Annotated in this window: 20 protein-coding genes; 12 read left to right on the forward strand and 8 right to left on the reverse strand. The window is 70.0% G+C overall.

Annotated elements, in window-relative coordinates; genetic code table 11:
• Positions 1 to 14 precede the first annotated feature (14 nt).
• From ND450_RS39135 to ND450_RS39145, 3 genes are read right to left on the reverse strand one after another with little or no spacing between them, the layout of a single operon-like run.
• Entirely contained in the window at positions 15 to 782 is a 768-nt protein-coding gene (locus tag ND450_RS39135; RefSeq protein WP_253323125.1) for an ATP-binding cassette domain-containing protein, read from the reverse strand.
• 2 nt (positions 783 to 784) lie between these two features.
• Positions 785 to 1,777: a class I mannose-6-phosphate isomerase gene (locus tag ND450_RS39140; RefSeq protein ID WP_253323126.1), complete on the reverse strand. Its 993-nt coding sequence runs from the start codon at positions 1,775 to 1,777 to the stop codon at positions 785 to 787.
• Between the two features lie 29 nt (positions 1,778 to 1,806).
• Positions 1,807 to 2,790 carry a LacI family DNA-binding transcriptional regulator gene (locus ND450_RS39145; RefSeq protein WP_089921534.1) on the reverse strand — a complete coding sequence of 328 codons (984 nt, stop codon included), beginning with the start codon at positions 2,788 to 2,790 and terminating at the stop codon, positions 1,807 to 1,809.
• Positions 2,791 to 3,255: 465 nt separating this feature from the next.
• Here ND450_RS39145 and ND450_RS39150 point away from each other — a divergent pair, with 465 nt between their 5' ends.
• The 6 genes from ND450_RS39150 to ND450_RS39175 all read left to right on the forward strand — a co-directional run bounded on the left by ND450_RS39150 (position 3,256) and on the right by ND450_RS39175 (position 11,052).
• Positions 3,256 to 5,484 (forward strand): GH92 family glycosyl hydrolase, encoded by a 2,229-nt coding sequence (locus tag ND450_RS39150; protein WP_371927806.1) that lies wholly within the window; start codon positions 3,256 to 3,258, stop codon positions 5,482 to 5,484.
• 28 nt (positions 5,485 to 5,512) lie between these two features.
• Positions 5,513 to 7,753, forward strand: coding sequence for a LuxR C-terminal-related transcriptional regulator (locus ND450_RS39155; protein ID WP_253323128.1), 2,241 nt, complete (start codon positions 5,513 to 5,515; stop codon positions 7,751 to 7,753).
• A gap of 92 nt (positions 7,754 to 7,845) precedes the next feature.
• Positions 7,846 to 8,640 (forward strand): hypothetical protein, encoded by a 795-nt coding sequence (locus tag ND450_RS39160; protein WP_253323129.1) that lies wholly within the window; start codon positions 7,846 to 7,848, stop codon positions 8,638 to 8,640.
• A 77-nt stretch (positions 8,641 to 8,717) separates the two neighbouring features.
• Complete coding sequence (locus tag ND450_RS39165; RefSeq protein ID WP_253323130.1) at positions 8,718 to 9,629, forward strand: ABC transporter ATP-binding protein; 912 nt, start codon at positions 8,718 to 8,720, stop codon at positions 9,627 to 9,629.
• A complete protein-coding gene (locus ND450_RS39170; RefSeq protein WP_253323131.1) occupies positions 9,626 to 10,669 on the forward strand; it encodes an ABC transporter permease in 1,044 nt (347 codons plus the stop codon). The genes ND450_RS39165 and ND450_RS39170 overlap by 4 nt, the downstream gene beginning before the upstream one ends.
• 59 nt (positions 10,670 to 10,728) lie before the next feature.
• A complete protein-coding gene (locus tag ND450_RS39175; protein ID WP_089921528.1) occupies positions 10,729 to 11,052 on the forward strand; it encodes a DUF3817 domain-containing protein in 324 nt (107 codons plus the stop codon).
• Here ND450_RS39175 and ND450_RS39180 read toward each other — a convergent pair.
• From ND450_RS39180 to ND450_RS39190, 3 genes are read right to left on the reverse strand one after another with little or no spacing between them, the layout of a single operon-like run.
• Positions 11,024 to 12,067: a phosphotransferase gene (locus ND450_RS39180; protein ID WP_253323132.1), complete on the reverse strand. Its 1,044-nt coding sequence runs from the start codon at positions 12,065 to 12,067 to the stop codon at positions 11,024 to 11,026. The two genes, ND450_RS39175 and ND450_RS39180, sit on opposite strands and share 29 nt — an antisense overlap.
• Entirely contained in the window at positions 12,064 to 13,119 is a 1,056-nt protein-coding gene (locus ND450_RS39185) for a phosphotransferase (protein WP_253323133.1), read from the reverse strand. Before ND450_RS39185 ends, ND450_RS39180 begins: the two co-directional genes overlap by 4 nt.
• Before the next feature lie 42 nt (positions 13,120 to 13,161).
• Positions 13,162 to 13,659, reverse strand: a complete 498-nt coding sequence (locus ND450_RS39190) for a MarR family winged helix-turn-helix transcriptional regulator (protein WP_253323134.1) — start codon at positions 13,657 to 13,659, stop codon at positions 13,162 to 13,164.
• Positions 13,660 to 13,709: 50 nt separating this feature from the next.
• Between ND450_RS39190 and ND450_RS39195 the strand changes: the two genes are divergently transcribed.
• The 3 genes from ND450_RS39195 (at position 13,710) to ND450_RS39205 (ending at position 15,892) form a co-directional block, all read left to right on the forward strand.
• The gene (locus ND450_RS39195; RefSeq protein WP_253323135.1) at positions 13,710 to 14,015 is read left to right on the forward strand and encodes an MTH1187 family thiamine-binding protein; all 306 of its coding nucleotides are present in this window, start codon (positions 13,710 to 13,712) and stop codon (positions 14,013 to 14,015) included.
• A gap of 84 nt (positions 14,016 to 14,099) precedes the next feature.
• Positions 14,100 to 14,924, forward strand: a complete 825-nt coding sequence (locus ND450_RS39200) for a hypothetical protein (RefSeq protein ID WP_253323136.1) — start codon at positions 14,100 to 14,102, stop codon at positions 14,922 to 14,924.
• Entirely contained in the window at positions 14,921 to 15,892 is a 972-nt protein-coding gene (locus ND450_RS39205) for a tetratricopeptide repeat protein (RefSeq protein ID WP_089921523.1), read from the forward strand. Before ND450_RS39200 ends, ND450_RS39205 begins: the two co-directional genes overlap by 4 nt.
• A gap of 367 nt (positions 15,893 to 16,259) precedes the next feature.
• On the opposite strand, the gene ND450_RS39210 is transcribed toward ND450_RS39205, so the two are convergent.
• A complete protein-coding gene (locus ND450_RS39210; protein WP_253323137.1) occupies positions 16,260 to 17,054 on the reverse strand; it encodes a metalloregulator ArsR/SmtB family transcription factor in 795 nt (264 codons plus the stop codon).
• A gap of 33 nt (positions 17,055 to 17,087) precedes the next feature.
• Positions 17,088 to 18,530, reverse strand: coding sequence for a neutral zinc metallopeptidase (locus ND450_RS39215; protein WP_253323138.1), 1,443 nt, complete (start codon positions 18,528 to 18,530; stop codon positions 17,088 to 17,090).
• 181 nt (positions 18,531 to 18,711) lie between these two features.
• Here ND450_RS39215 and ND450_RS39220 point away from each other — a divergent pair, with 181 nt between their 5' ends.
• The 3 genes from ND450_RS39220 to ND450_RS39230 are packed head-to-tail and all read left to right on the forward strand — an operon-like array spanning position 18,712 to position 20,404.
• Positions 18,712 to 19,302 carry a DUF6230 family protein gene (locus tag ND450_RS39220; RefSeq protein ID WP_089921520.1) on the forward strand — a complete coding sequence of 197 codons (591 nt, stop codon included), beginning with the start codon at positions 18,712 to 18,714 and terminating at the stop codon, positions 19,300 to 19,302.
• Positions 19,293 to 19,706, forward strand: coding sequence for a DUF6114 domain-containing protein (locus ND450_RS39225; protein WP_253323139.1), 414 nt, complete (start codon positions 19,293 to 19,295; stop codon positions 19,704 to 19,706). Before ND450_RS39220 ends, ND450_RS39225 begins: the two co-directional genes overlap by 10 nt.
• Positions 19,706 to 20,404, forward strand: coding sequence for a hypothetical protein (locus ND450_RS39230; RefSeq protein WP_253323140.1), 699 nt, complete (start codon positions 19,706 to 19,708; stop codon positions 20,402 to 20,404). Before ND450_RS39225 ends, ND450_RS39230 begins: the two co-directional genes overlap by 1 nt.
• Positions 20,405 to 20,406 lie beyond the last annotated feature (2 nt).

A 20,406-nucleotide genomic window follows, 5' to 3' on the forward strand; every position in this document is an offset into this window, starting at 1 on the left:
CTTCTCATCGGTCGTCATTGGTCGGCGTCCTCCTGGGTGAACGCGCCGGTCATCGCGCCGACGAGCTCTTCGACGCTGGTGTCCGAGGCCTTGAAGCGGGCCACGCGGCGGCCGAGGCGCAGCACCTCGACGCGGTCGGAGACCGACAGGACCTCGGGCATGTTGTGGGAGATCAGCACGACGGCGATGCCCTCGTCGCGGACGCGCTTGATCACGTCCAGCACGCGTTCCCGTTGCACCACACCGAGTGCGGCCGTCGGCTCGTCCATGAAGACGAGCTTCGACGCCCACGCCACGGACCGCGCGACCGCGACGGACTGCCGCTGACCACCGGACAGGGCGGCGATCGGCACGTCGATGCTCTGCAGCGTCGCGCCGAACCGGGTGAAGTGCTCGGACGCCTGCCTGCGCATGGCCTTCTTGTCGAGCACGCCGAAGAAGCCGAGCACGCCGGGTTTGAGGATCTCCCTGCCCAGGAACATGTTCGCGGCCGGGTCGAGGTCCGGCGCGACCGCCAGGTCCTGGAACACCGTCTCGATGCCGCGGTCGCGGGCGTCGTTGGGGGAGTTCAGGTGCAGCGGCTCGCCGTCGAACGTGAGCGTGCCGCTGGTGGGCTGCTCCACCCCGGAGAGGCATTTCACCAGGGTGGACTTGCCCGCGCCGTTGTCGCCGATCAGCGACACGACCTCGCCGGGGTAGGCGGTGAACGAGGCACCGCGGAGGGCTTCCACGGTGCCGTAGTTCTTCGTGAGATCACGAGCCTCCAGCAGCGGCCGGCTCATCTCTATGCATCCTCCACAGTGGATAGAACGGGCGGGCGGCAGCGGATCGCCACCAGGTCACCGGTCAGCCCCAGCTCGCCCGCCGCGTGCGGCACGACGAGGGTGCTGCCCTTGTGCACCTCCAGCTCGCCGAGCTTGCCGGAGCCCTCCAGCACCACCAGCACGGCGAACGACGGCTCCAGCGCGAAGGAACCCTCCACGTGCAGGCGGTCGGCCTGGAAGAACGGGTTCGCGTCGGGGCCGAGGAGATCGACCGACGGCGCCCACTTCTCGGACGTCTGGCGGACGAGCTGGTCGAGCCTGCCGCCCCAGCCCTGCCGGTCGACGCAGCCGAGCGCCACGTCGTAGCCGAGACCGAGGTGACCGATGTCGTCGTTGGCGAGGAAGCCCTCCCACTCCAGCGTCACCGAGAAGTCGGTGGGCTGCTGCAGTTCGACGATGAACACGCCCTCGCCGATCGCGTGCGGGACGCCGGCGGGCACGAACACCGTGTCGCCGGGCCGGACGCAGACGGGGTTGAGCGCGTCGAGCATCGCCTTGGTGTCCTGCGTGGCGACCCAGTCGGAGACGGTGTCGGCGGGCACGTCGTCGCGGAATCCGATGTAGACGGTCGGATTCGGCCCCGTCGTGCCGACGACGATCCACGCCTCCGTCTTGCCGTGGCGGCAGTTCAGGTGCGAGGACGCGAACGCGTTGGACGGGTGGCAGTGCACGGGCAGGCGCTGGCCCGCGTCGAGCAGCTTCACCAGCAGCGCCGTGTCCCCGCCGAACTTGGCCGCGTGGTCCGCGCCGAGCCATCCCGTCGGGTCCGCCTGCACCGCGTCGCGCAGGAGCACGCCGTTCGGCAACGTTGTCAACCCGGCGTCGCTGCGCCCGAAGAGCGTCGTGGTCGACGCGACCCAGTCCTCGGGACCGAAGTCGCCGCTCGTCCCGCCGCGCAGCGCGGCGATCGCCTCCCCGCCGCGGTAGAACTGCTTCGGCTGGTTGGCGGGCAAGCTGACAGGCTGGTGGAGAACACCAGAACTCACGCGTGGACCTCCCCGGATCCTCGTGGCACCAAGCGCACCGGCAGCACGACGCGGCGCGGTGGTGAGTTGTCGCCGTCCAGTCGGGCGAACAACAAATCGGTGGCCGCCTTGCCGAGCGCGCTCGCGTCGTGCGCGATCACGGTCACCGGCGGCGACAACAGGTCAGCGAGTTCGAAATCGTCGAAGCCCACCAGCGCGGGCCGTTCCGCGACACCCGCGAGAGCGCGCAGGATGTACACGGTGATGCGGTTGTTGCCGGCCACGATCGCCGTGGCGGGCTCACGCATGGTCTGCAGTCGTTGCAACGTGGTCGCGACGCTGCTCTCGTCGTGCGGCCCCATCGCCACGAGCTCCTCGTGGTACCCGATCCCGGCCCGCACGCAGCCCTCGCGGTACCCGCGCAGCCGCTCGTTGGCGGTGAAGATGTCCGGCGCGTCCCCGAGAAACGCGATGCGACGGTGCCCGTGCGAAGCCAGATGCGTGACGGCCTCAACGGTCCCGCCGATGTTGTCCACCAGCACCGTGTCGGCGACGACGTCCCCGGCCGGCCGGTCCAGGAACACCACGGGCGTCCCGGCGCGCATCTCCGGCACGAGGTAGCTGTGCTGCAACCCCGCGGGCACGATGAGGAGGCCGTCCACCCTGCGGGAGCAGAACTCCAGCGCCAGCTCGCGCTCACGCCCGGGATCCTCGTCCGACGACCCCGAGATCACCTGTCTGCCGCGCAGGCGGGCGATTTCCTCGACAGCGCGGGTCACGCCGGAGTAGAACGGGTTGCCGACGTCCTCCAGCACCAGCCCGATCGTGCCGGTGGACGACCCCCGGCGCAGGTTGCGGGCACTCAGGTTCCGCCGGAACCCGAGCTGGTCGATGGCCGCGAGCACGCGCTCGGCGGTGGACGGGTGCACACCCGGCTCGTCGTTGACCACGCGCGAGACGGTCTTGATGCTGACGCCCGCCAACCGCGCGACGTCGTTCATCGTCGCGCGACGTACCTTGCGCTGACCGGCTACGGGCCCGCTGGGGGACAACGTTGTCATAGTGGCCGTATCTCACCCCGGCTTTACGCCCTTGTCAACACTTCCTCACCGTTCAAGCCACCTCGTGCCACCCTCGTTTGTCCAGAAGTGGACAAGTGATCGTCGTGGTCTTGACCTTGAGCGTGTGCGCTCCGCAGTCTCTTGGTGACGGACCGCGTTCCGCTTCCTGCGGCGGGTGTGGTCCGGTTGAAGGCCCCCGGGCCGGGGTGCGCATGCGGCGGCGGTTGCACCCCGGCCCGGTCCCTTCGAAGCTCCGCCGATGGGGTGGCGCGGCTTGGCGGTGGCTCGCGTTGTCGCTGAGGCCGTGGACGCGAAGAGACCTCGTGTCAACGCAATGGCGAAGCCGAGGCAACCCGCCCCCGCACCACCCGACCGGACCACCCGCCCACCCCGCCATCCCCGAAAATCCCCTCTAGGGTGAAACCCGTGGACGCACTGGATCCCATCGAGTCGGTCAACACCTTCATCGGCACCAAGGACGAGGGCAACACCTTCCCGGGCGCGTCCATGCCGTTCGGCAAGGCCCACAGCAGCCCGATCGGCTCCCACTACGCCGGCTACCGCTACGACGACCGGCAGATCCGCGGCTTCGGCCACTTCTTCCTGTCCGGCGCGGGCTGCTGGGAGCAGGGCGGCCTGGTCCCGATCCTCCCGGTCGTGCAACTGCCGCAGTCCTTCGACCACAAGCGGTACGCCACGGGCTACACCCACGACGGCGAGATCGGCAAGCCCGGCTACTACAAGGTCAAGCTGCAGAACGACATCACCGTCGAGTGCACCGCGACCACGCGCGCCGGGGTCGAGCGGTACGCGTTCCCGAACGGCGTCGGCGGCACGCTCCTCGTCAACGTCGGCCAGGCCAACGACAAGGAGCCGGTCAGCGCCAGTTCCATCAGAGTCCTCGACGACCGCACGATCGCCGGAACCGTGGAGACGCAGGCGTTCTGCGGCGGCCGTCCCTACCTCACCCACTTCACCACCCGGTTCGACCGGCCGTTCCAGCAGTTCGGCACCTGGGGTCCGACGGGGCCCCGGCCGAACCAGAGGGAGTCCGCGGGCGGTGCGGGTCTGAGGGGAGCCTGGGTCACGTTCACGCCCGGCCCGGTCACGGCGGCCACCGCACTGTCGCAAGTGGACCAACAAGGTGCCGCGCTCAACCTGACGGCCGAGACCGCGGACAAGACGTTCGACGAGCTCCGCAACGAGGCCCAGAACGCCTGGCGGCAGGAGCTCGGCTGCATCGAGATCGAGACGGACGACTGGGACGAGCGGGCCGTCTTCTACACCGCGCTCTACCACGTGCTGCTCCAGCCGCTGACCGGCAGCGACGTGGACGGCAGGTACCGCGGGTTCGACAACCAGGTCCATCAGGCCGACGGCTGGACCTACTACGAGTACTACTCGCTGTGGGACACGTATCGCGCGCACAACCAGCTTCTCGCGTTGCTCCGCACCAAGCGGTCGCAGGACATCGGGCGGAGCGTTCTGGCGATCCACGAGCAGGGCGGGTGGTTGCCGCGGTGGGCCTACGCGAACCAGGAGACCAACTGCATGACCGGCGACCCGGTCACGCCGTTCCTGGTCGACCTGTGGCGCTTCGGCCACCTCAAGGGCTTCGAGGAGCAGGCGTACGCCGCACTCGTCCAGAACGCCGACGGCGTTCCTCCTGCCGCCAGCCGGTTCCAGGGCAGGTCCGGCAACCCGAACTACCTCGCCCACGGGTTCGTGCAGTACGACAAGCGCTTCCCGAAGAAGGGGCAGGACACCGACCCGCACCACGGCGCGTCGGCGACCCTGGAGTACGCGCTGGCCGACGCCACGCTCGCGATCATGGCCGGGGAGCTGGGGCACGCGGAGGACGCCGAGCGGTTCAGGGTTCGCGGGCTCAACCACCGCATGCTGTGGGACAACAGCGTCACCGACCGGGGTTTCTCCGGGTTCCCGCGGCCCAGGCTGCAGGGTGGTGCGTGGCTCGACCCCTACACGCCGCAGGGGCCGGAGGGGTTCCACGAGGGCACTGCCTGGCAGTACCAGTGGCTGGCGCAGCACGACATCACCGGGTTGCTCACCGCGCTCGGCGGCAAGGCGGCGGCCGAGGCGCGGCTGGACGACTTCTTCGCCTACCAGGACCTGCTGGTCGACCCGAAGCGGACCGTGCGCGAGAAGTGGGTCGTCGGGCCGTACGACTACTACAACCAGTTCAGGTACAACCCGAACAACGAACCGGATCTGCACGCGCCGTGGATGTACGCGCTCATCGGCAGGCCCGAGAAGACGTCGGTGGTCGTGCGGGCCGCGCAGACGTTGTTCGTCAACGGGCCGGCGGGCGTCACGGGCAACGACGACCTCGGCACGATGTCCGCCTGGTACGTGTTCAGCGCGCTCGGGATGTACCCCGCCGTGCCTGGGACGGGTGAGTTCGTGCCGCACGCGCCGAAGTTCACCAAGGCCGTCATCCACCTGGAGAACGGCAAGGACGTCGTGATCAGGGCGGAGCAGGCGGACGCGGCGAAGACCCAGGTGGTGCACCGCGTCAAGAGCGGCTGGTTGTCCAAGGACAAGGAACGGATCGAGATCGCGGAGCTGTGGCAGGGGACCACGCTCGAGGTAGACCTCCACACACTTTCCAATTGAGACGCCGGATCGGTCGTACGCTTCTCCGATGGGCATCTGCGCGAGCTGTGGCACGGAGTACGCGCCGCTGCCGTCGCGGGCGCGGTACTGCTCGAACGCGTGCCGTCAGCGCGCCTACCGCCGGCGTTCGGCCGGTACGTCCACTGTGGTCGCGGAGTTGCCCGGCTACGACGACGCGTTCGTCGGCAGGGAGGCCGAGCTCGCCGAGCTGCTCCTGTTGCTGCGCAAGCACAGGATGCTCACGGTCGTCGGTCCGGCGGGGGTCGGGAAGACGCGGCTCGCCGTCGAGCTGGCCCGGCGGTGCAGGCGGACCGAGGTCCGCACCGTCGAGCTGGGCCGGCTGAGCCGCGCCGACCAGGTCGTGCAGGCCTTCGCGGAAGCCGTTGGGGTGTACCAGCACGCGGGTGTCGCGTTGCGGACGACGCTGGTCCACGAGCTGCACCACCGCCGGATCCTGTTGCTGGTGGACAACTGCGAGCACCTCGTCGAGGAGTGCTGCGAGGTGGTGGACGCGCTGTTGTCGCGCTGCCCGCACGTGCAGGTCCTCGCGACGAGCAGGGAGGCGCTGCGGTCCATCGGCGAGGCCGTCTACCCGTTGCGCGGCATGGGAGCCGACGCGGCGAGGCTCTTTCGCGAACGCGCAGGAGCGGGCGGCGACCACCACACCGTCGAGACGATCTGCGCGCGGCTCGACGGCCTGCCGCTGGCGGTGGAGCTCGCGGCGAGGCTCTCCGTGCCCCCGCCCGAGCTCGCGGACCGCCTCGACCACCGGCTCGACCTGCTGACCGACGCCGGTGAGCAGGCGCGGCACCAGAGCCTGCGCGCGGCCATCACGTGGAGCCACGACCTGCTGACCGCGCAGGAGAAGGAGCTGTTCCGGCGGCTCGCGCTGCTGCCCGGCGGGTTCGGGCTGGAGATCGCCGAGGTGGTGCACGGCCGTTCGGTGATCGGGCCGCTCACGGCGTTGCAGGCGAAGTCGTTGGTGGCGCGGGAGAACGACGGCCGGTTCCGGATGCTCGAGTCGATCCGCCTCTACGCCGAGGAACGGCTCGGGGAGCACGGCGAGCGCGAGGTGACGGCCGAGCGGATCGTCGCCTGGCTGTGCGAAAAAGGCGAGCCCGGCGTCTCGTCGTCGATCCTCACGCCCGGTCAGGTGCAGGCGCAGCACCAGGAGTACGACAACGTGGCGTACGCGTTCGCCCATCTGGTGGCGCCGCGGGACGACCGCCGGCTGATGCTCGCCACGATGCTGCTCAGGGTCTGCTTCGACCGCGGCTACTTCGCCCAGGCGGGCGCGGTGCTGATGCAGGTGCTGCACCAGTCGCCCGCCGACGCCCGCTACCGGATCCTCGCGCTGGAGTACGCGTCTCTGCTCGCGGCCCACGAGCAACGCCACGAAGAGGCCGTGGAGCACGCCCTGGAAGCGATCGCGACGGCGGAGGCGGGTGGACAGGACCTGATCATGTGTCGCCTGTACCGGACGCTGGCGCACGCCCACGAGGGCCTGGGCGACGCGCTGAACGCCGCACGGGCGTTGCGCCGATCGATCGAGTACGGCGCACGCAACGGCAACGACGTGAGCGTCGCCGTGTCCAGCCAGAACCTCGGCTGGCGGTTGCTCGTGGACGGTGACACCGACGGGGCCGCCCACCTCGTCGACAGCGCGTTGCCGGTGCTCAGAGTCCACGCGCGACAGGACGTCGTGGCCATCGCCGTGCACACGTCGGGCTGCATCGCCCTGGAACGGGGGGACCTGGCGACGGCCGGCGCGCACTTCGCCGAGAGCGCGCGCATGATGGCGGAGACGCCTCGGGCCGCGGTCGAGTCGATCGAGGGCCGCGGCCTCGTCGCGATGGCGTCCGGACGGCACGAGCTCGGCGTGCGGCTTCTGGTGGCCTGCCAGCAGATGCGCACGACGTGGGTCGTCCCGCCGGAACCGTGGTGGCGGCGGAAGATGGCCACCGCACTGGAACTCTCGCGGGAATCCCTCTCCCCGGCGGCGTTCCAGCGCGCGCTCGCGGCCGGACGGTCGATGGACGCGCGGCACGCCCTGGAAACCGCGCTGGACAAGGAGATCGTGCGGGACGCGGTGCTGAGCGACCGCCAGCGCGTGGTCGTCGAGCTGGTGGCCCAGGGATTGACGAACGCCCAGATCGCCGCCAAACTCGGTATTTCGCACAGGACTGTGGAATCCCACGTGCACAACGTGAAGACCACGTTGAACCTTTCGTCTCGGACGCAGCTCGCGGCCTGGGCCCGAACGCACTAATGCGTCCAACTGAGACGTAACGCTGCGCTGCATCCGGATGACTTCCCGCCCCCCGCCGTTCATCGTGGTCGGAACGACGACAAGGGGGCGACGTGGAACCGTTCCGCCTGCTGCACCCCGACCTCGTGCCGCAACGGCGCGAGGGGTTGCAGCACGCCGCCTCCACGCTCGTGCAGATGGGGTTGGACGACACGGTGCTCTCGGCATCGCCCGTGCACCAACGGCTCGCGCGCGTGGTGCTCGCGAACAGCGGTGTCATCGAGTGGTCGCCCGCTCACCGCGTGCAGGTGTGCCCCATCGACCAGCGCTTCGGGGTCGAACGGGTCGGCGGCGACCGCGGCGGCGTGTTCCTGTCCGGTGTCCTGATCGCCTACCTCGACGTGCTGGAGAACGCGGCCAGGATGGGCACCTCGGTCACCGAGGACTCCTGGCGCACCCTGCTCTGGGCCCCGACCGCGCTCTTCGACCACGTGCTGCGCCGCCCCCAGGTCGGCATGACCGTGGTGACCCCCGGCCCCGGCACCGAGAACCTGCCGCGCGAACGCGCCCTGGCGGGCCAGCGCCTCTACCTCGCGCTGATGCAGGCCGTCCGGTTCGCCGTCAACGGTGTCCTGCGCGCCGAGGACGACCGCACCCTCGTCGAGGACTGCGTGACCCTCGCGACCGCGTGCCTGCGCGCCGCGGCGGTGGCGCTCGAGTTCGCCGCCGACGTGCCGTCCGGGGTGCCGGCGCCGGTCGTGGAGACCGCCGAGCACCGCTACCTGTGGCAGGTGATCGGTGAGGTCCGCACGGCGGTCCCGCGCGCCCGGTTCGACCAGTTCGCGGCGGCGCTGCGAAGGCTGAACGACGTCTACACCGCCTGCCCGTTGCTGGTCGCGGGCGGATAGGTCGTTCGTCTCGACTTCGCGGCGACTTTGGTCGTTCCGTGCCGCGAACCCGCACCCGCTGACCTACCGTCACGGCCATGACGGAGGAACGGTCCGCGGTCGTGGTGCGGGACATCCGCAAGAGCTACGGCGAGCTGAAGGCGGTGGACGGGGTCTCGTTCACCGTGGCCGAAGGCGAGTTCTTCGGCATCCTGGGGCCCAACGGCGCCGGGAAGACCACCACGCTCGAGATCGTGGAGGGGCTGCGCGAACCCGACAGCGGCGAGGTGGTGCTGCTCGGTGAGAGCCCGTGGCCGCGCAACGTGAAGTTGTTGCCGCGCATCGGTGTTCAGCTCCAGGCGACGTCGTTCTTCGACAAACTGACGGCGAAGGAGCAGCTGCAGACGTTCGGTGCTCTCTACGGGGTGAGCGCCGGTACGGCCGCGGACATGCTCGAGCTGGTCGGCCTGGCGGACAAGGCGAACGAGCAGGAGAACAAGCTCTCCGGCGGTCAGCGCCAGCGGCTCTCAATCGCGTGCGCGCTCGTGCACGACCCGGACATCGTGTTCCTGGACGAACCGACCGCGTCGCTGGACCCGCAGGCGCGCCGCAACCTCTGGGACGTGCTGCGCGCCATCAAGGAACGCGGCAAGACCATCGTCTACACCACGCACTACCTCGACGAGGCCGAGATCCTCTGCGACCGCGTCGCGATCATGGACAACGGCAGGGTCCTCGCACTCGACCGGCCCGCGGTGCTGGTGCGCGGCCTCGACGCGCCGACGCACGTGACGCTGCAGAAGGGGCTTCTGTCCGCTGTGGACGCATCCGCGCTCGACGGCGTCGACGAGGCCCACGAGGACGAGGTGTCGCTGACGCTCTCGACCCGCCGCCCCGCTCCCGTGCTGTCGGCGCTGGCCGAACGCGGCGCGCTCGACGGACTGCAGGTCCGCACGGCCACTCTCGAGGACGTGTTCCTCGACCTGACCGGACGGGAGTACCGCGCATGACCGCGTTCAAGACGCTCTCCGTGGCGATGCTCAAGGGTTTCGTCCGGGACAAGGCCACACTGTTCTTCACCTTCCTGTTCCCGCTGATGTTCCTGATCATCTTCGGCCTGCTCCTGCGGGACGCGGGCGAGGACAGGACCAAGATCGCGCTGGTCGGGGACGGGCCGGTCGTGTCCGCGCTGCGCGAGAGCGGCGCGCTGGAGTTCGAGTCCTACGACGACGAGAACGCGGCCGTGCGGAAGGTGCAGGACGGTGACCTGCCCGCCGCGCTGGTCGTTCGCGGCCAGCGGATCGACCTGCGGTTCGCGCAGAGCGACCAGGTGCGGTCCGCGACGGTGGTCGGGATCGTGAACGGGTTCGTGGACAGGGCGAACCTCGCCGCGACCGGGCAGCCGCCGACCTTCACGTTCACCGCGGAGAAGGTCGAGGACGCCACGCTCAAGCCGATCCAGTACCTGACGCCGGGCATCCTGTCGTGGGGTGTGGCGGTGTCGGCGGTGTTCGGGTCGGCGCTGACCCTCGTGTCGTGGCGCCGCAAGCAGGTGCTGCGCCGAATCCGGCTGGCGCCGATCTCGACGACGTCCGTGCTGTCGTCGCGGATCCTGGTCAGCGCCGGCGTCGCGCTCGTGCAGGGCGCCACCTTCATCGGCGTCGCCTCGCTGCCCGTGTTCGGCCTGAGGCTGTCCGGGGCGTGGTGGCTCGCGATCCCGTTGCTGCTGCTGGGAACCATCGCGTTCTTCGCGCTCGGCATGCTGGTCGGCGCGTTCGCGAAGACCGAGGAGGCCGCGTCGGCCGCCGCGAACATCGTGGTGCTGCCGATGGCGTTCCTGTCCGGCACGTTCTTCCCCGTCGACCAGGCGCCCGCGTGGCTGCAGGCCGTGTCGAAGGCGTTCCCGTTGCGGCACATGAACGACGGCATGCTCGACGTGCTGGTGCGCGGCAAGGGGATCGAGGCCCTGGCGGTGCCGGCCGCCGTGCTCGTCGGGTTCTCGCTCGTGGTCGGTTTCCTCGCCTCCCGTGTCTTCAAATGGGAGGAATAGGACACACCAGACAGGCCCGGTGGTCGTGTGCTCCCCGTCACGGTTCATGATGGGGAGCCATGACGTTCTCCAGCGTGACCGGCCGGTTCCGCATCCTCGCCCTCGCCGAGGCGATCTCCTGGGCGGGCCTGCTGCTCGGGATGTTCTTCAAGTACGTCGTCGTGCAGAACGAGATCGGCGTCAAGATCTTCGGCCCGATCCACGGCATCGTCTTCGTCGGCTTCATCCTCGTCACGCTGATGACGAAGGAGCCGCTGAAGTGGGACGCGCGCACGCTCGTCCTCGGCCTGCTGTCGAGCATCCCGCCGTTCGGCACGGTGCTCTTCGAGCGCTGGGCCTCGAAGACCGGCCGCCTCAGCGAGCCCGCCGCCGAGCAGCTCTGAGCTCCCTCGCCGGGTCGTCGCGGTGGTAGACGTGCTCGGAGTCCTCGATGTTGTCCAGGAACTCCTGGTACTGCACGGCGAGCAGCAGGTGTGAGGCGCGCCGGGCGGTGTCGAGGGCTTCGAGCGGGCGGCTGTCCGGCCGGTGCCGCAGCCACGCCTCGCTCCACACCCGGCGGATCAGGTCGCCCAGCTCGGGCCGGCAGAACTCGATGAGCCTGCCCGCGTCGAGCGCCGGGTGACCCCAGACGACGTCGGACCAGTCGATGACGACGCCGCTGTCGAACCAGTTGCCGGGGTGGAAGTCGCCGTGCACCAGCGTGTCCGGCAGCCCGAAGTCCGGCATCGGGACGACGCACGGCTTCAGCCGCGGCTCGCCCGCCAGCGCGTTCTGGACGGCGACCCAGCGCGGCACGACCTCCTCGACGTGCTCCGGTCTCGTGTCCCAGCACGCCTGACCCGCGGCCCCGGCCAGCAGGACCCGGCGCGGTGCCGAGGCGATCACCTCCGGCACCAGGCCGGGGTCGTGCGCGGCGACCATCCGGATCACCTCGCCCTCGTCCGCGAAGAACGGCGGGACGGTCTTCAGCCACGCGTCGCCGTTCGCGGTCGGCAGGCGGTGCACGCTCGACAGGTTCCACGACTTGACCTGGACGGGCGGGCCGGTCCGTTCGACGTGCTCGTCGGCCCACGCGATCAGCTCGGACGGCCCGCCGAGCCGTGCCCAGGGCAACCGGTGCGGGGCGTCCGCGGCGGGCTCCGCGGCCGGGTGCAGGTGGGTGCGGTCGGGTTCGCCGTGCGCCTCGACGTGGTAGGTGACCACACCACCGGCGGGCCGCCTGCCGCCCTGCACCGAGACCAGTCTGAGGACGCTCGTCCGGACGCCCAGCAGGTCCTCCAGCACCTCGTTGACGGGCTCGACGTCGGGCCACCACGGTGAGCTCACCGGCAGTGCGTCCGTGCGGCCCGCGAACCCGCTCGGGGCGCTGACCAGGGCGATGACCGACCGCTCGCTCACCCGCTCACCAGCCGCAGGGCCTCGCGGAGCTCGATCTGGGGGTCGCCCTCGTGGTAGATCCGTTCGGACTCCTCGATGTTGTCGAGGAACTCCTGGTACTTCACGGCGTTGTGCAGCCTGGACGCGCGCGGCGCGATCTCCAGGGCTTTCAGGGGCTCGCTGTCCGGGCGGTGCCGCAGCCACGCCTCGCTCCACACGCGACGGACGAGGTCGTGCAGTTCGGGCTGCGCGTACTCCATGAGCCGGCACGCGTCGAGCGCTGGGTGACCCCAGACGGCGTCGGACCAGTCGATGACGACGCCGCTGTCGAGCCAGTTGCCGGGGTGGAAGTCGCCGTGGGTGAGCGTGTCGGGCAGGCCGAAGTCCGGCATCGGCACGGCGGACGGCCTGAGCCGGGGTTCTCCCGCGAGCGCGTGCTGGACGGCGACCCAGCGCGGCACGACCTCCTCGACGTGTTCAGCGGTGACCGGCCAGCACTTGGTGCCCTCGGCCTGGCTCATCAGCACGCGTCCGGGTGCGGAGGCCAGCACCTCGGGCACGAGCGCCGGGTCGTGGGCGGCGACCATCTTGATCACCGAGCCCTCGTCGGCGAAGAACTGCGGCACGGCCTTGAGCCACACCGGTCCGTTCACGGTGGGCAGGCGGTGCACGCTCGACAGGTTCCAGGTGCGGACCTGCGCGACCGGGCCGGTGCGGGTGATCACCGAGTCGGCCCACGCGACGAGTTCGGCAGGACCTCCCGGTCGTGCCCACGGCAGCCGGTGCTCGGCGTCCGGTGCCGGTGCCTCAGCGGGTTCGAGGAGGCTGTGGTCGGGCTCGTCGTGCGCCTCGACGTGGTAGGTGACGACGCCGCCGAAAGGCACCCTGCCGCCCTCGGCCGAGAGCAGGCGCAGGACGCTCGTCTCCACGCCCAGCAGTGCGCGCAGGGCGGTGTTGACCGGCTCGACGTGGTTCCAGTCGGGTGTCCCGACCGGGATCACCCCGGTGCGTCCGGTGAACCCGCCGGGGGTGCTGACGAGCGCGACGGCAGAACGGTCCGGTCGATCCCACATGCGCCCCATCAGGCCACAGGCGGGCCCGGCCGCGCAGCCGAATTAATCCTCGAAGTCGCCGCTCGCCCGGCGCACCTTCGCGAGCAGGTCGGTGAGCTGCTCGGTCTGGCGGTCGGTGAGGCCCTTGAGGCCGAGGTTGACCTCGACGACGGCCGCGGTCGCGTTCTCCCGGCGCTGCAGGCCCGCGTCGGTGATCTCGACCAGCGTGGTGCGGCGGTCGGTCGGGTGCGGGGTGCGGCGGACGAGGCCGTCGCTCTCCAGCCGGTCGACGATGTTCGTGACGCTCGTCGGGTGCAGCTGCAGGCGCTCGCCCATCACCCTCATCGGCAGCGCGCCCTTGCGGGAGAAGTAGAGGAGCACCAACGCCTCGTAGCGCGCGAACGTGAGACCGTGCGGCTTGAGGGCTGCGTCCACGGCGGACTGGATGATTTGCTGGACACGCATGACGCTCGTGACCGCGGCCATCGACGTGGACGACCCCACCCGGTCGTCCCACAGTTCGGCCGCGCGGGCGATCGGATCGAACGGCAGCGGTGTCATGGGCACCGAAGCTACCAGTCAGTACAACCCGTGATCAGCAGGAGGCTCGTGTGCTCGTCGCGTTCAGCGTTGCTCCGTCCGGTTCGGACTCGTCGGGAGGCGTCGCGAAGGCCGTGGCCGAGGCGGTCCGCGTCGTGCGGGAGTCCGGACTGCCCAACGAGACCAACGCGATGTTCACGTTGGTCGAGGGCGAGTGGGACGAGGTGATGGACGTCGTGAAGCGCGCGACGGAGGCCGTGCAGGCCGCCGCGCCGCGCGTGTCCCTCGTGCTCAAGGCCGACATCCGCCCCGGCTACACCGGTCAGCTCAGGGCCAAGGTCGACCGGATCGAGGAGCACCTCGCCGACACGCCGTGAGAGCGTCCTCGGATGGCCGAACGCTCTACGCCGCCACGGTGAGTGGACCCGTGCGGCGACTCCGGCTGGGTTAGCGTGTCGGGCGTGGACGCGAGGCAGCTGTGGTTGAGGTTCGAGCCCTACCACGACGTCACGTACTTCACGCCCGAATCCCGCGCGGCGACCGACGCGCTGGGCTGCAAGGGCGGCTGGATGGGCTACTTCGGCCTGCGCGCCGCACCCCTGGGCGCCGCGTCGCCGGAACTGGTGACGGCGGTCTTCTACAACTTCGCGCCGCGCATGGTCCACCGCGCGCTGCCGGACGCGTGGGAGGTGGCGTCGCCTTCTGCTTTTCTCGATGCCCGGCTGGAGGGCGTCGACGGGGCTCTGCGCCGTCTGCTGGGCTCGGTGGACACGCCGGAGATCTCGGAAGCCGCTGCTCTGGCTCGTGAGGCCGCTCTGGCGAGCCCGTTGGCAGGCCGGCCGCTGGCCGCGGCGAACCGCGCGTTGCCGTGGCCCTCCGAGCCCCACCTGGCGTTGTGGCACGCCTGCACGATCCTGCGCGAGGCCCGCGGCGACGGCCACGTGGCGGCGCTGGTCGCGGCCGGCGTGGGCCCGTGCCAAGCGCTTGCGCTCTACGCCCGTGAACATTCCCTCGACCCGGCATACATGCGCACCGCGCGTGGTTGGACTGTCGAGGAGTGGGAAGAAGTCGCGGACCTGCCCGGCGACCTCCCCGCGGTGGAACGAGCGACCGACGAGGCCGCCCGGGCGCCGTGGGAGGCGTTGGGTGAGGAACGCACATCGCGGTTCATCGACCTGATGACACCGCTCGCTCTCCGCATCGCCTCGGCCAACGAGGCGATGCGCGTCAACCCGATGGCCCTGGACCCGGTCCGGGAACTAGCCGTGCCAGGATGGAACACGTGACAAGGCCTGATCCTCGCAAGACCGCCGCACTGTCCGCCGCGCTCTCGGGCGCCGTCGACCTGGGCGCCCTGAAGGCCCGAGCCGACGCGGCCCGCACCGCCGCGGCGTCCCCCGCCCCCGCCGGTGCCCCGGCACCTGACAACGGCTCTTCGGTGCCGTGGATCGTGGACGTCACCGAGGCCTCCTTCCAGGCGGTCGTCGAACAGTCCCTGCAGGTGCCCGTCGTGGTGCTGCTGGGCGCCTCGTACAGCCCGGAGTCGCAGCAGCTGGCCGCGACCCTGACCCGTCACGCCTCGGCGTCCGGCGGCGCCTGGATCCTGGCGCGGGTCGATCTGGAGACCGCGCCGCGGATCGGGCAGGCGTTCGGGGTGCAGTCCGTGCCGACCACCGTGGCCGTTGCTGCTGGTCAGCCGATTGATGCTTTTGGCGGGCCCATTGCCGACGCCGAGTTGTCGCAGTGGATCGCCCGGTTGCTGGACGCTCTGCGGGACCGGTTGCCCGGGATTCGTGCCGGCGAGGCTCGGGCCGGGGGGCCGGTCGAGCCCGAGGAGATTCCTGAGGATCCTCGGATCGTTGCTGCTGAGGAAGCTTTTGAGCGTGGGGACTACGTCGCCGCTCAGGGGTTCTACTCGGAGATTCTCGCTTCTGAGCCTTCGAACGAGTTGGCCAAGGAAGGGCTGGCGCAGGCTCGGTTCGCTGAGCGGGCCGAGGCCGTTGATCCTGCGGTGATCGCCAAGGCCGATGGGGCGCCTGAGGACATCGACGCTCAGTTGGCTGCCGCCGATGCCCAGGTTGCCGGGCAGATGGTCGAGGAAGCCTTTTCTCGGTTGGTTTCCACCGTTCGGCGGGTTTTCGGGGAGGATCGGGATCGGGTTCGGGCCCACTTGGTGGGGTTGTTCGAGCTGTTCCCGGCTGATGATCCTCGGGTTGCTGCTGCTCGGCGGGCGTTGGCTTCTGCTTTGTACTGACGCGTCGGTTTGGCGCGTACCCCTGTTGGGTGCGGCGGGTTTCTGTTGCGTGCTTCCCCTGGGGGCTCTGCCCCCAGACCCGCGGCAATCTGATCAGGGGGTCAGCGCCGTGGGCAGATAGATGGCACGCCTGTTGCTTAAAGCGGCCGCCTGTTTCGTAGTGTGGTTGCGGTGGCGGTGGGGTCCCATCACAAGCCGCACCAAGAGCAGGCATGCAGCAGGAGCTGTGGCGCGACTCGTGATGGGACCCCACCGCCGGTTCCTCTTTGCTGAAGACGGCTCGCCTTCGGCATCGCGGCCGTCGGGCGTGCCCGCCCACCCAGCGCAGCCTCACCCGGTGCAGCCCCGCCGGGCCCTGCCATCTCGCCTAAGCGCGTCGCCGTTCCAAAAGGACGGTGTCCCGCCACCTGCCGTGGTGCTGCGCGATCCGCTCCCGCAATCCCACCGTGCGGAACCCCGCCTTGTGGTGCAGCGCGATGCTGGCCCGGTTCTCCGGGAAGATGACCGCCTGCAGCGTCCACAGGCCCGCCGCGTCCGCGGCCGCGACCTGGTGGTGCAGCAGGGTTTTGCCCACGCCTCTGCCCTGCGCGCTGTCGGCCACGTAGATCGACGTCTCCGCCACGCCCGCGTAGCACTCGCGCGCCGAGACCGGGGTGGCCGCCGCCCAGCCCGCCACGGCGCCGTCCACCTCGGCTATCCAGCGGTGGTCCGGTAGCCACTTGGACTCCAGGGTTCTGCGGGACGGGACCTCGGTTTCGAAGGTGGCGTTGCCCGACGCCATGCCCTCGCCGTAGATGCGGCGGACCTCTGGCCAGTCGGCGGCGGTCATCGCGCGCATCTTGACGCCCTCCGCTGGGCGGAGGGTGCCTGTGGAGAGGGCGCCCATCACCGCGTCTGCCGCGTGGGGGAGGCCTGTGCAGCAGGCCGGGTTCACTGTGACGAGGGTGGTGGTGCCCTCGCGCTGGATCTGGAGGAAGCCGACCTCGGCCAGTTTGCGGACGTGGTGTGAGCAGGTGGACTGGCTCACGCCCAGCAGGGTGGTCAGCTCTCCCACGGTGACCGGGGCTGGTGCCGAGGCCACGTGGTGGAGCAGGCGGACCCTGGTCGGGTCGGACAGGGTCGCGAACCACGAGGCGTAGGTCGTGGCTTCATCGGTGAGCACGTCAGTGAGTATCGATCGGGGTCGATCGGCTGATCAAACCGAGTACTTCTTCACGCAGAACGAGAGGCCTCGGAAGAAGCCGTCGCCGAAGGCTTCCACGCGGGCGAAGCCGGAGGGGACGGCTTTGCCGTTGACGTCTGCCGCGATGAGGCTGTCGTCGGCCAGGAGTTCCGCCACGGCCTCGTCCAGGTCGCCGGGGGAGAGTTTGAGGTTCGCCGCCGCGTCCGGGCGGTTGGTGAGGCCCGCCCAGGCTCCGGTGAGGCACGCGGTGCGCTGGCCTGCGGCGTCGTCGTCCAGCTTGAAGCCCGTGGCGTGCTGGATCGACAGGGAGAAGCGGGAGGCGATGACGGCGAACGCCGCGAAGTCGCCGATGCCTCCCTTCGTGCCCTTCTTCGGGGGTGTGCCGATCTTGACCAGTTGCGGGAGGTCCAGCTGCACCTGGTTGACGGCGGGGCAGTAGGAGGCCGGGGACGTGGTCTGGGCGTCGGAGCAGGGCTTGATGCCCGCGCGGTCGAAGGCGGGGAAGACGGCGCCGCTCGACTTGTAGGCGTCGCGCAGCGACTCCTCGAGGGCCCTGAGGTACTTCTCCTCGTCGATCTTGGCGTTGCCGCGGCCCTGGCCCTGGTCGGTGTCGGAGAGGTCGAAGGGGCGTTCGGTGATGCGCTTGTTGATCTCGGCCTCGTTGATCTCGGCGCAGCGGGCGGCGCCGCGCACGAAGCCGAACTGGAAGGCCGAGACGCGGTCGAACGCGCTGCCGTGGGCGCCCTGCTTCTCGAACGACGTGCCGGCGCTGTCGCGGATGAAGAACATCGTCTGCAGCACCTGGTTGAGGCCCTCGCCGGTGGAGAGCTCGAAGTGCTTCGCCTTGTTCTCGGCGACCCAGCGCATGAAGACGCCGGTGTAGCAGTCGGCCTGCTGCTCCTTCACGATCGACGACGTGTTGGGGCCGATGTTCGAGGCGGGGCCGAGCTTGTACTGCACGGCGTGGCCCATCTCGTGCGCCAGGACCGTCACGACGGCCATCGGGCCGAACGAGTCCTGCAGCATCGGGAGGAGCTCGCCGCGGTCCCACGTGATGCTGTCGTCGAGGGCGCAGTAGAACGCGTTGGCGATGCCGGTGGTGTTGAGCTTGCAGACCTCGACGCCCTTGCCGCCCGAGTCGTAGGACAGGAAGCGCTTCACCGGCTCGAAGGTCTTGCCGGGGAACGACTTGGGGATCTCGGCCTTCCAGAACTCCTGCACGTCGGCGAGGGTGTTGATGGCGAGGCGGTCCATCTCGCCGCCGTCGCCGTTCTCCACGCTCAGGTCCGCGTCCGGCACGCCCTGCTTGGGGCCGGACGGGCCGTTCGAGATCTCAAGGCCCGCGACCTTCGTGGGGTCGGGTCGCTCGCCCTTCGGGTCGCCCTCGACCACGGAGGCGCACGCCGTCAAGGTCGCGGTCACGGCCAGCGCGACGGCGATTCGTCCGAATCCCATGAGGTCAGACCCTACTAAGCGGCGTTCGGCCACGTGCAGCAAGTGCCAGGGCCGAACGTGAAACCTGCTCACTCCCTGGGGTGATTTCAAAACTGCGCGGGCTCGTTTTTGTTGTCCCGCCGATGTTTCCAGCCCAAAGTCCCTCTCACGCAAGCCTTCAGCGTGGAAGGAGTCCGGGGGTATGGGTAGAACGCGCTGGGCACGGTTCGCCGGGGTGCTCGGCATCGGCGCGATAGGCGCGGGTGCCCTCCTCTTCGGCATGTCCCAGGGAGCGCTGGCCGCCTCGTTCGCGGTGTCCGGCACCAACTTCAAGGTGTCCGCCGACAACCTGGTGGGTCAGGGGTTCGTCCAGTTCGGCGGGGTGGACGCGGGCGCCGGCAAGACGCACGTCGTCGCGGTCAGCGGCTTCAAGACGGCGAGGCTCGACAAGTTCTGCCAGTCGGTGTTCGTCGCCAACATGCCGATCGTCGGTGACATCACGATGCGCATCACCGCGGACGGCGTGGGCGGCATGTCGGCCGAGAACCTGGTCGTCAACCTCACCGACCTCAACGGGGACCTGGTCCTCGGCAACCCCGAGATCGGCATCGACGCCAACAAGGTGACCAAGGGACCGGAGAACCTCCGGGGTCTGCCGGGCTCGTTCGGCCTGCAGGCCGACACGGCGAACATCACCTCGCTGCAGCAGACCGCCTGGGCCACCACGGCCCAGACCATCAGGTTCAAGGGCATGAACCTGACCATTCGCCAGGGGAAGCAAGAGTGCTTCTGACGCTCTGGCGCGGCTTCACCGCGTGGCGACGTGGCCGGCCCTTCTGGGCCGGTCTCTTCGTGGCCGCGGGCGCGCTCATCATCCTGTTCCCGCCGTTCGTCGGCGTGAAGCTCGGCGACATGGTCATCTCGATCAAGACGATCGGCGGCACGTCCGCGTTGCTGATCGGCACGCTGCTCGCGATCTGCGCGGTGTCGCTGTGGGTGCAGCCGAAGTTCCGGCTCGCGGCGGGCATCGTCACGGTGCTGCTGTCGCTGGTCGCGCTCGTCGTGACCAACCTCGGCGGCTTCCTGGCGGGCACGGTCCTCAGCCTGCTCGGCGGTGCGCTCGCCGTGGCGTGGACCGATGAGCCCAAGAAGCGGAAGACAGCCGAAGAGCCTTCGCAGACGGTCCAGCCCACGTGATGCGAGCACACCCGCTGGCCGCCGCGGCGATGGCCGCGGTGCTGGCGCTGCAACCGCCGTCGAGCACCGAGCCACCGCCGTCGTCCGCTCCCGGCAGCAGCTCACCGGCGCCGACCAGCACCACGTCGGAGCCACCACCCGCGTCGAGCACCAGCGCCACTCCGCCGCCGGCGTCGTCCGTGTCCGTTCCGCCGACCAGCACGGAGCCTTCGACACCGGCACCCCCGCCACCGGCCCCTGCCCCGGTGGCGGGTGGAGGGCGCGAGTGGACGCTCACGGCGTCCCGGCTCGACCTCGGTGGGCTGAACTTCGCCGGTGTCGTCGACGCGCTGCTGAACGGGCAGGTCGTCAAGGTCCTGAAGTTCACCGCGTCGGACATGAAGATCAGGGACCTGGTGCAGTCCGCCGAGGTCTCGCCGGGCGTCAAGCTCGTCACGGCGGCACGGCCGGGCAGCACGTCCACGGTGTCGTCGGGCCGCATCGAGCTGTACACGATCCAGCTCAAGGGCAACCTCGACCTGCTCGGGATCAAGATCCCGGTCGACTACACCGCGGCGCACCCGCCACCGCTGACCGTGCCGTTCGCGACGTTCACCGAGGTCACCGTGCGGAACACGGACCTCAAGGGCGGCACGCTCACGATTCCGGGCGCGCGCATCTCGGTCGTGGCCGACCAGGCGCCCGTCGAACGACGCTGACC

The organism is Lentzea sp. HUAS12 (genome assembly GCF_024125735.1).
Taxonomy (GTDB): Bacteria; Actinomycetota; Actinomycetes; order Mycobacteriales; family Pseudonocardiaceae; genus Lentzea; species Lentzea albida.

What these genes read in the sequence shown, in the direction of transcription:
- ND450_RS39135 (WP_253323125.1), bottom strand. Translation starts at nt 782, where the DNA reads ATGAGCCGGCCGCTGCTGGAGGCTCGTGATCTCACGAAGAACTACGGC.
- ND450_RS39145 (WP_089921534.1), bottom strand. Translation starts at nt 2,790, where the DNA reads ATGAACGACGTCGCGCGGTTGGCGGGCGTCAGCATCAAGACCGTCTCG.
- ND450_RS39155 (WP_253323128.1), top strand. Translation starts at nt 5,513, where the DNA reads ATGGGCATCTGCGCGAGCTGTGGCACGGAGTACGCGCCGCTGCCGTCG.
- ND450_RS39165 (WP_253323130.1), top strand. Translation starts at nt 8,718, where the DNA reads ATGACGGAGGAACGGTCCGCGGTCGTGGTGCGGGACATCCGCAAGAGC.
- ND450_RS39170 (WP_253323131.1), top strand. Translation starts at nt 9,626, where the DNA reads ATGACCGCGTTCAAGACGCTCTCCGTGGCGATGCTCAAGGGTTTCGTC.
- ND450_RS39175 (WP_089921528.1), top strand. Translation starts at nt 10,729, where the DNA reads ATGACGTTCTCCAGCGTGACCGGCCGGTTCCGCATCCTCGCCCTCGCC.
- ND450_RS39185 (WP_253323133.1), bottom strand. Translation starts at nt 13,119, where the DNA reads ATGTGGGATCGACCGGACCGTTCTGCCGTCGCGCTCGTCAGCACCCCC.
- ND450_RS39190 (WP_253323134.1), bottom strand. Translation starts at nt 13,659, where the DNA reads ATGACACCGCTGCCGTTCGATCCGATCGCCCGCGCGGCCGAACTGTGG.
- ND450_RS39215 (WP_253323138.1), bottom strand. Translation starts at nt 18,530, where the DNA reads ATGGGATTCGGACGAATCGCCGTCGCGCTGGCCGTGACCGCGACCTTG.
- ND450_RS39220 (WP_089921520.1), top strand. Translation starts at nt 18,712, where the DNA reads ATGGGTAGAACGCGCTGGGCACGGTTCGCCGGGGTGCTCGGCATCGGC.
- ND450_RS39230 (WP_253323140.1), top strand. Translation starts at nt 19,706, where the DNA reads ATGCGAGCACACCCGCTGGCCGCCGCGGCGATGGCCGCGGTGCTGGCG.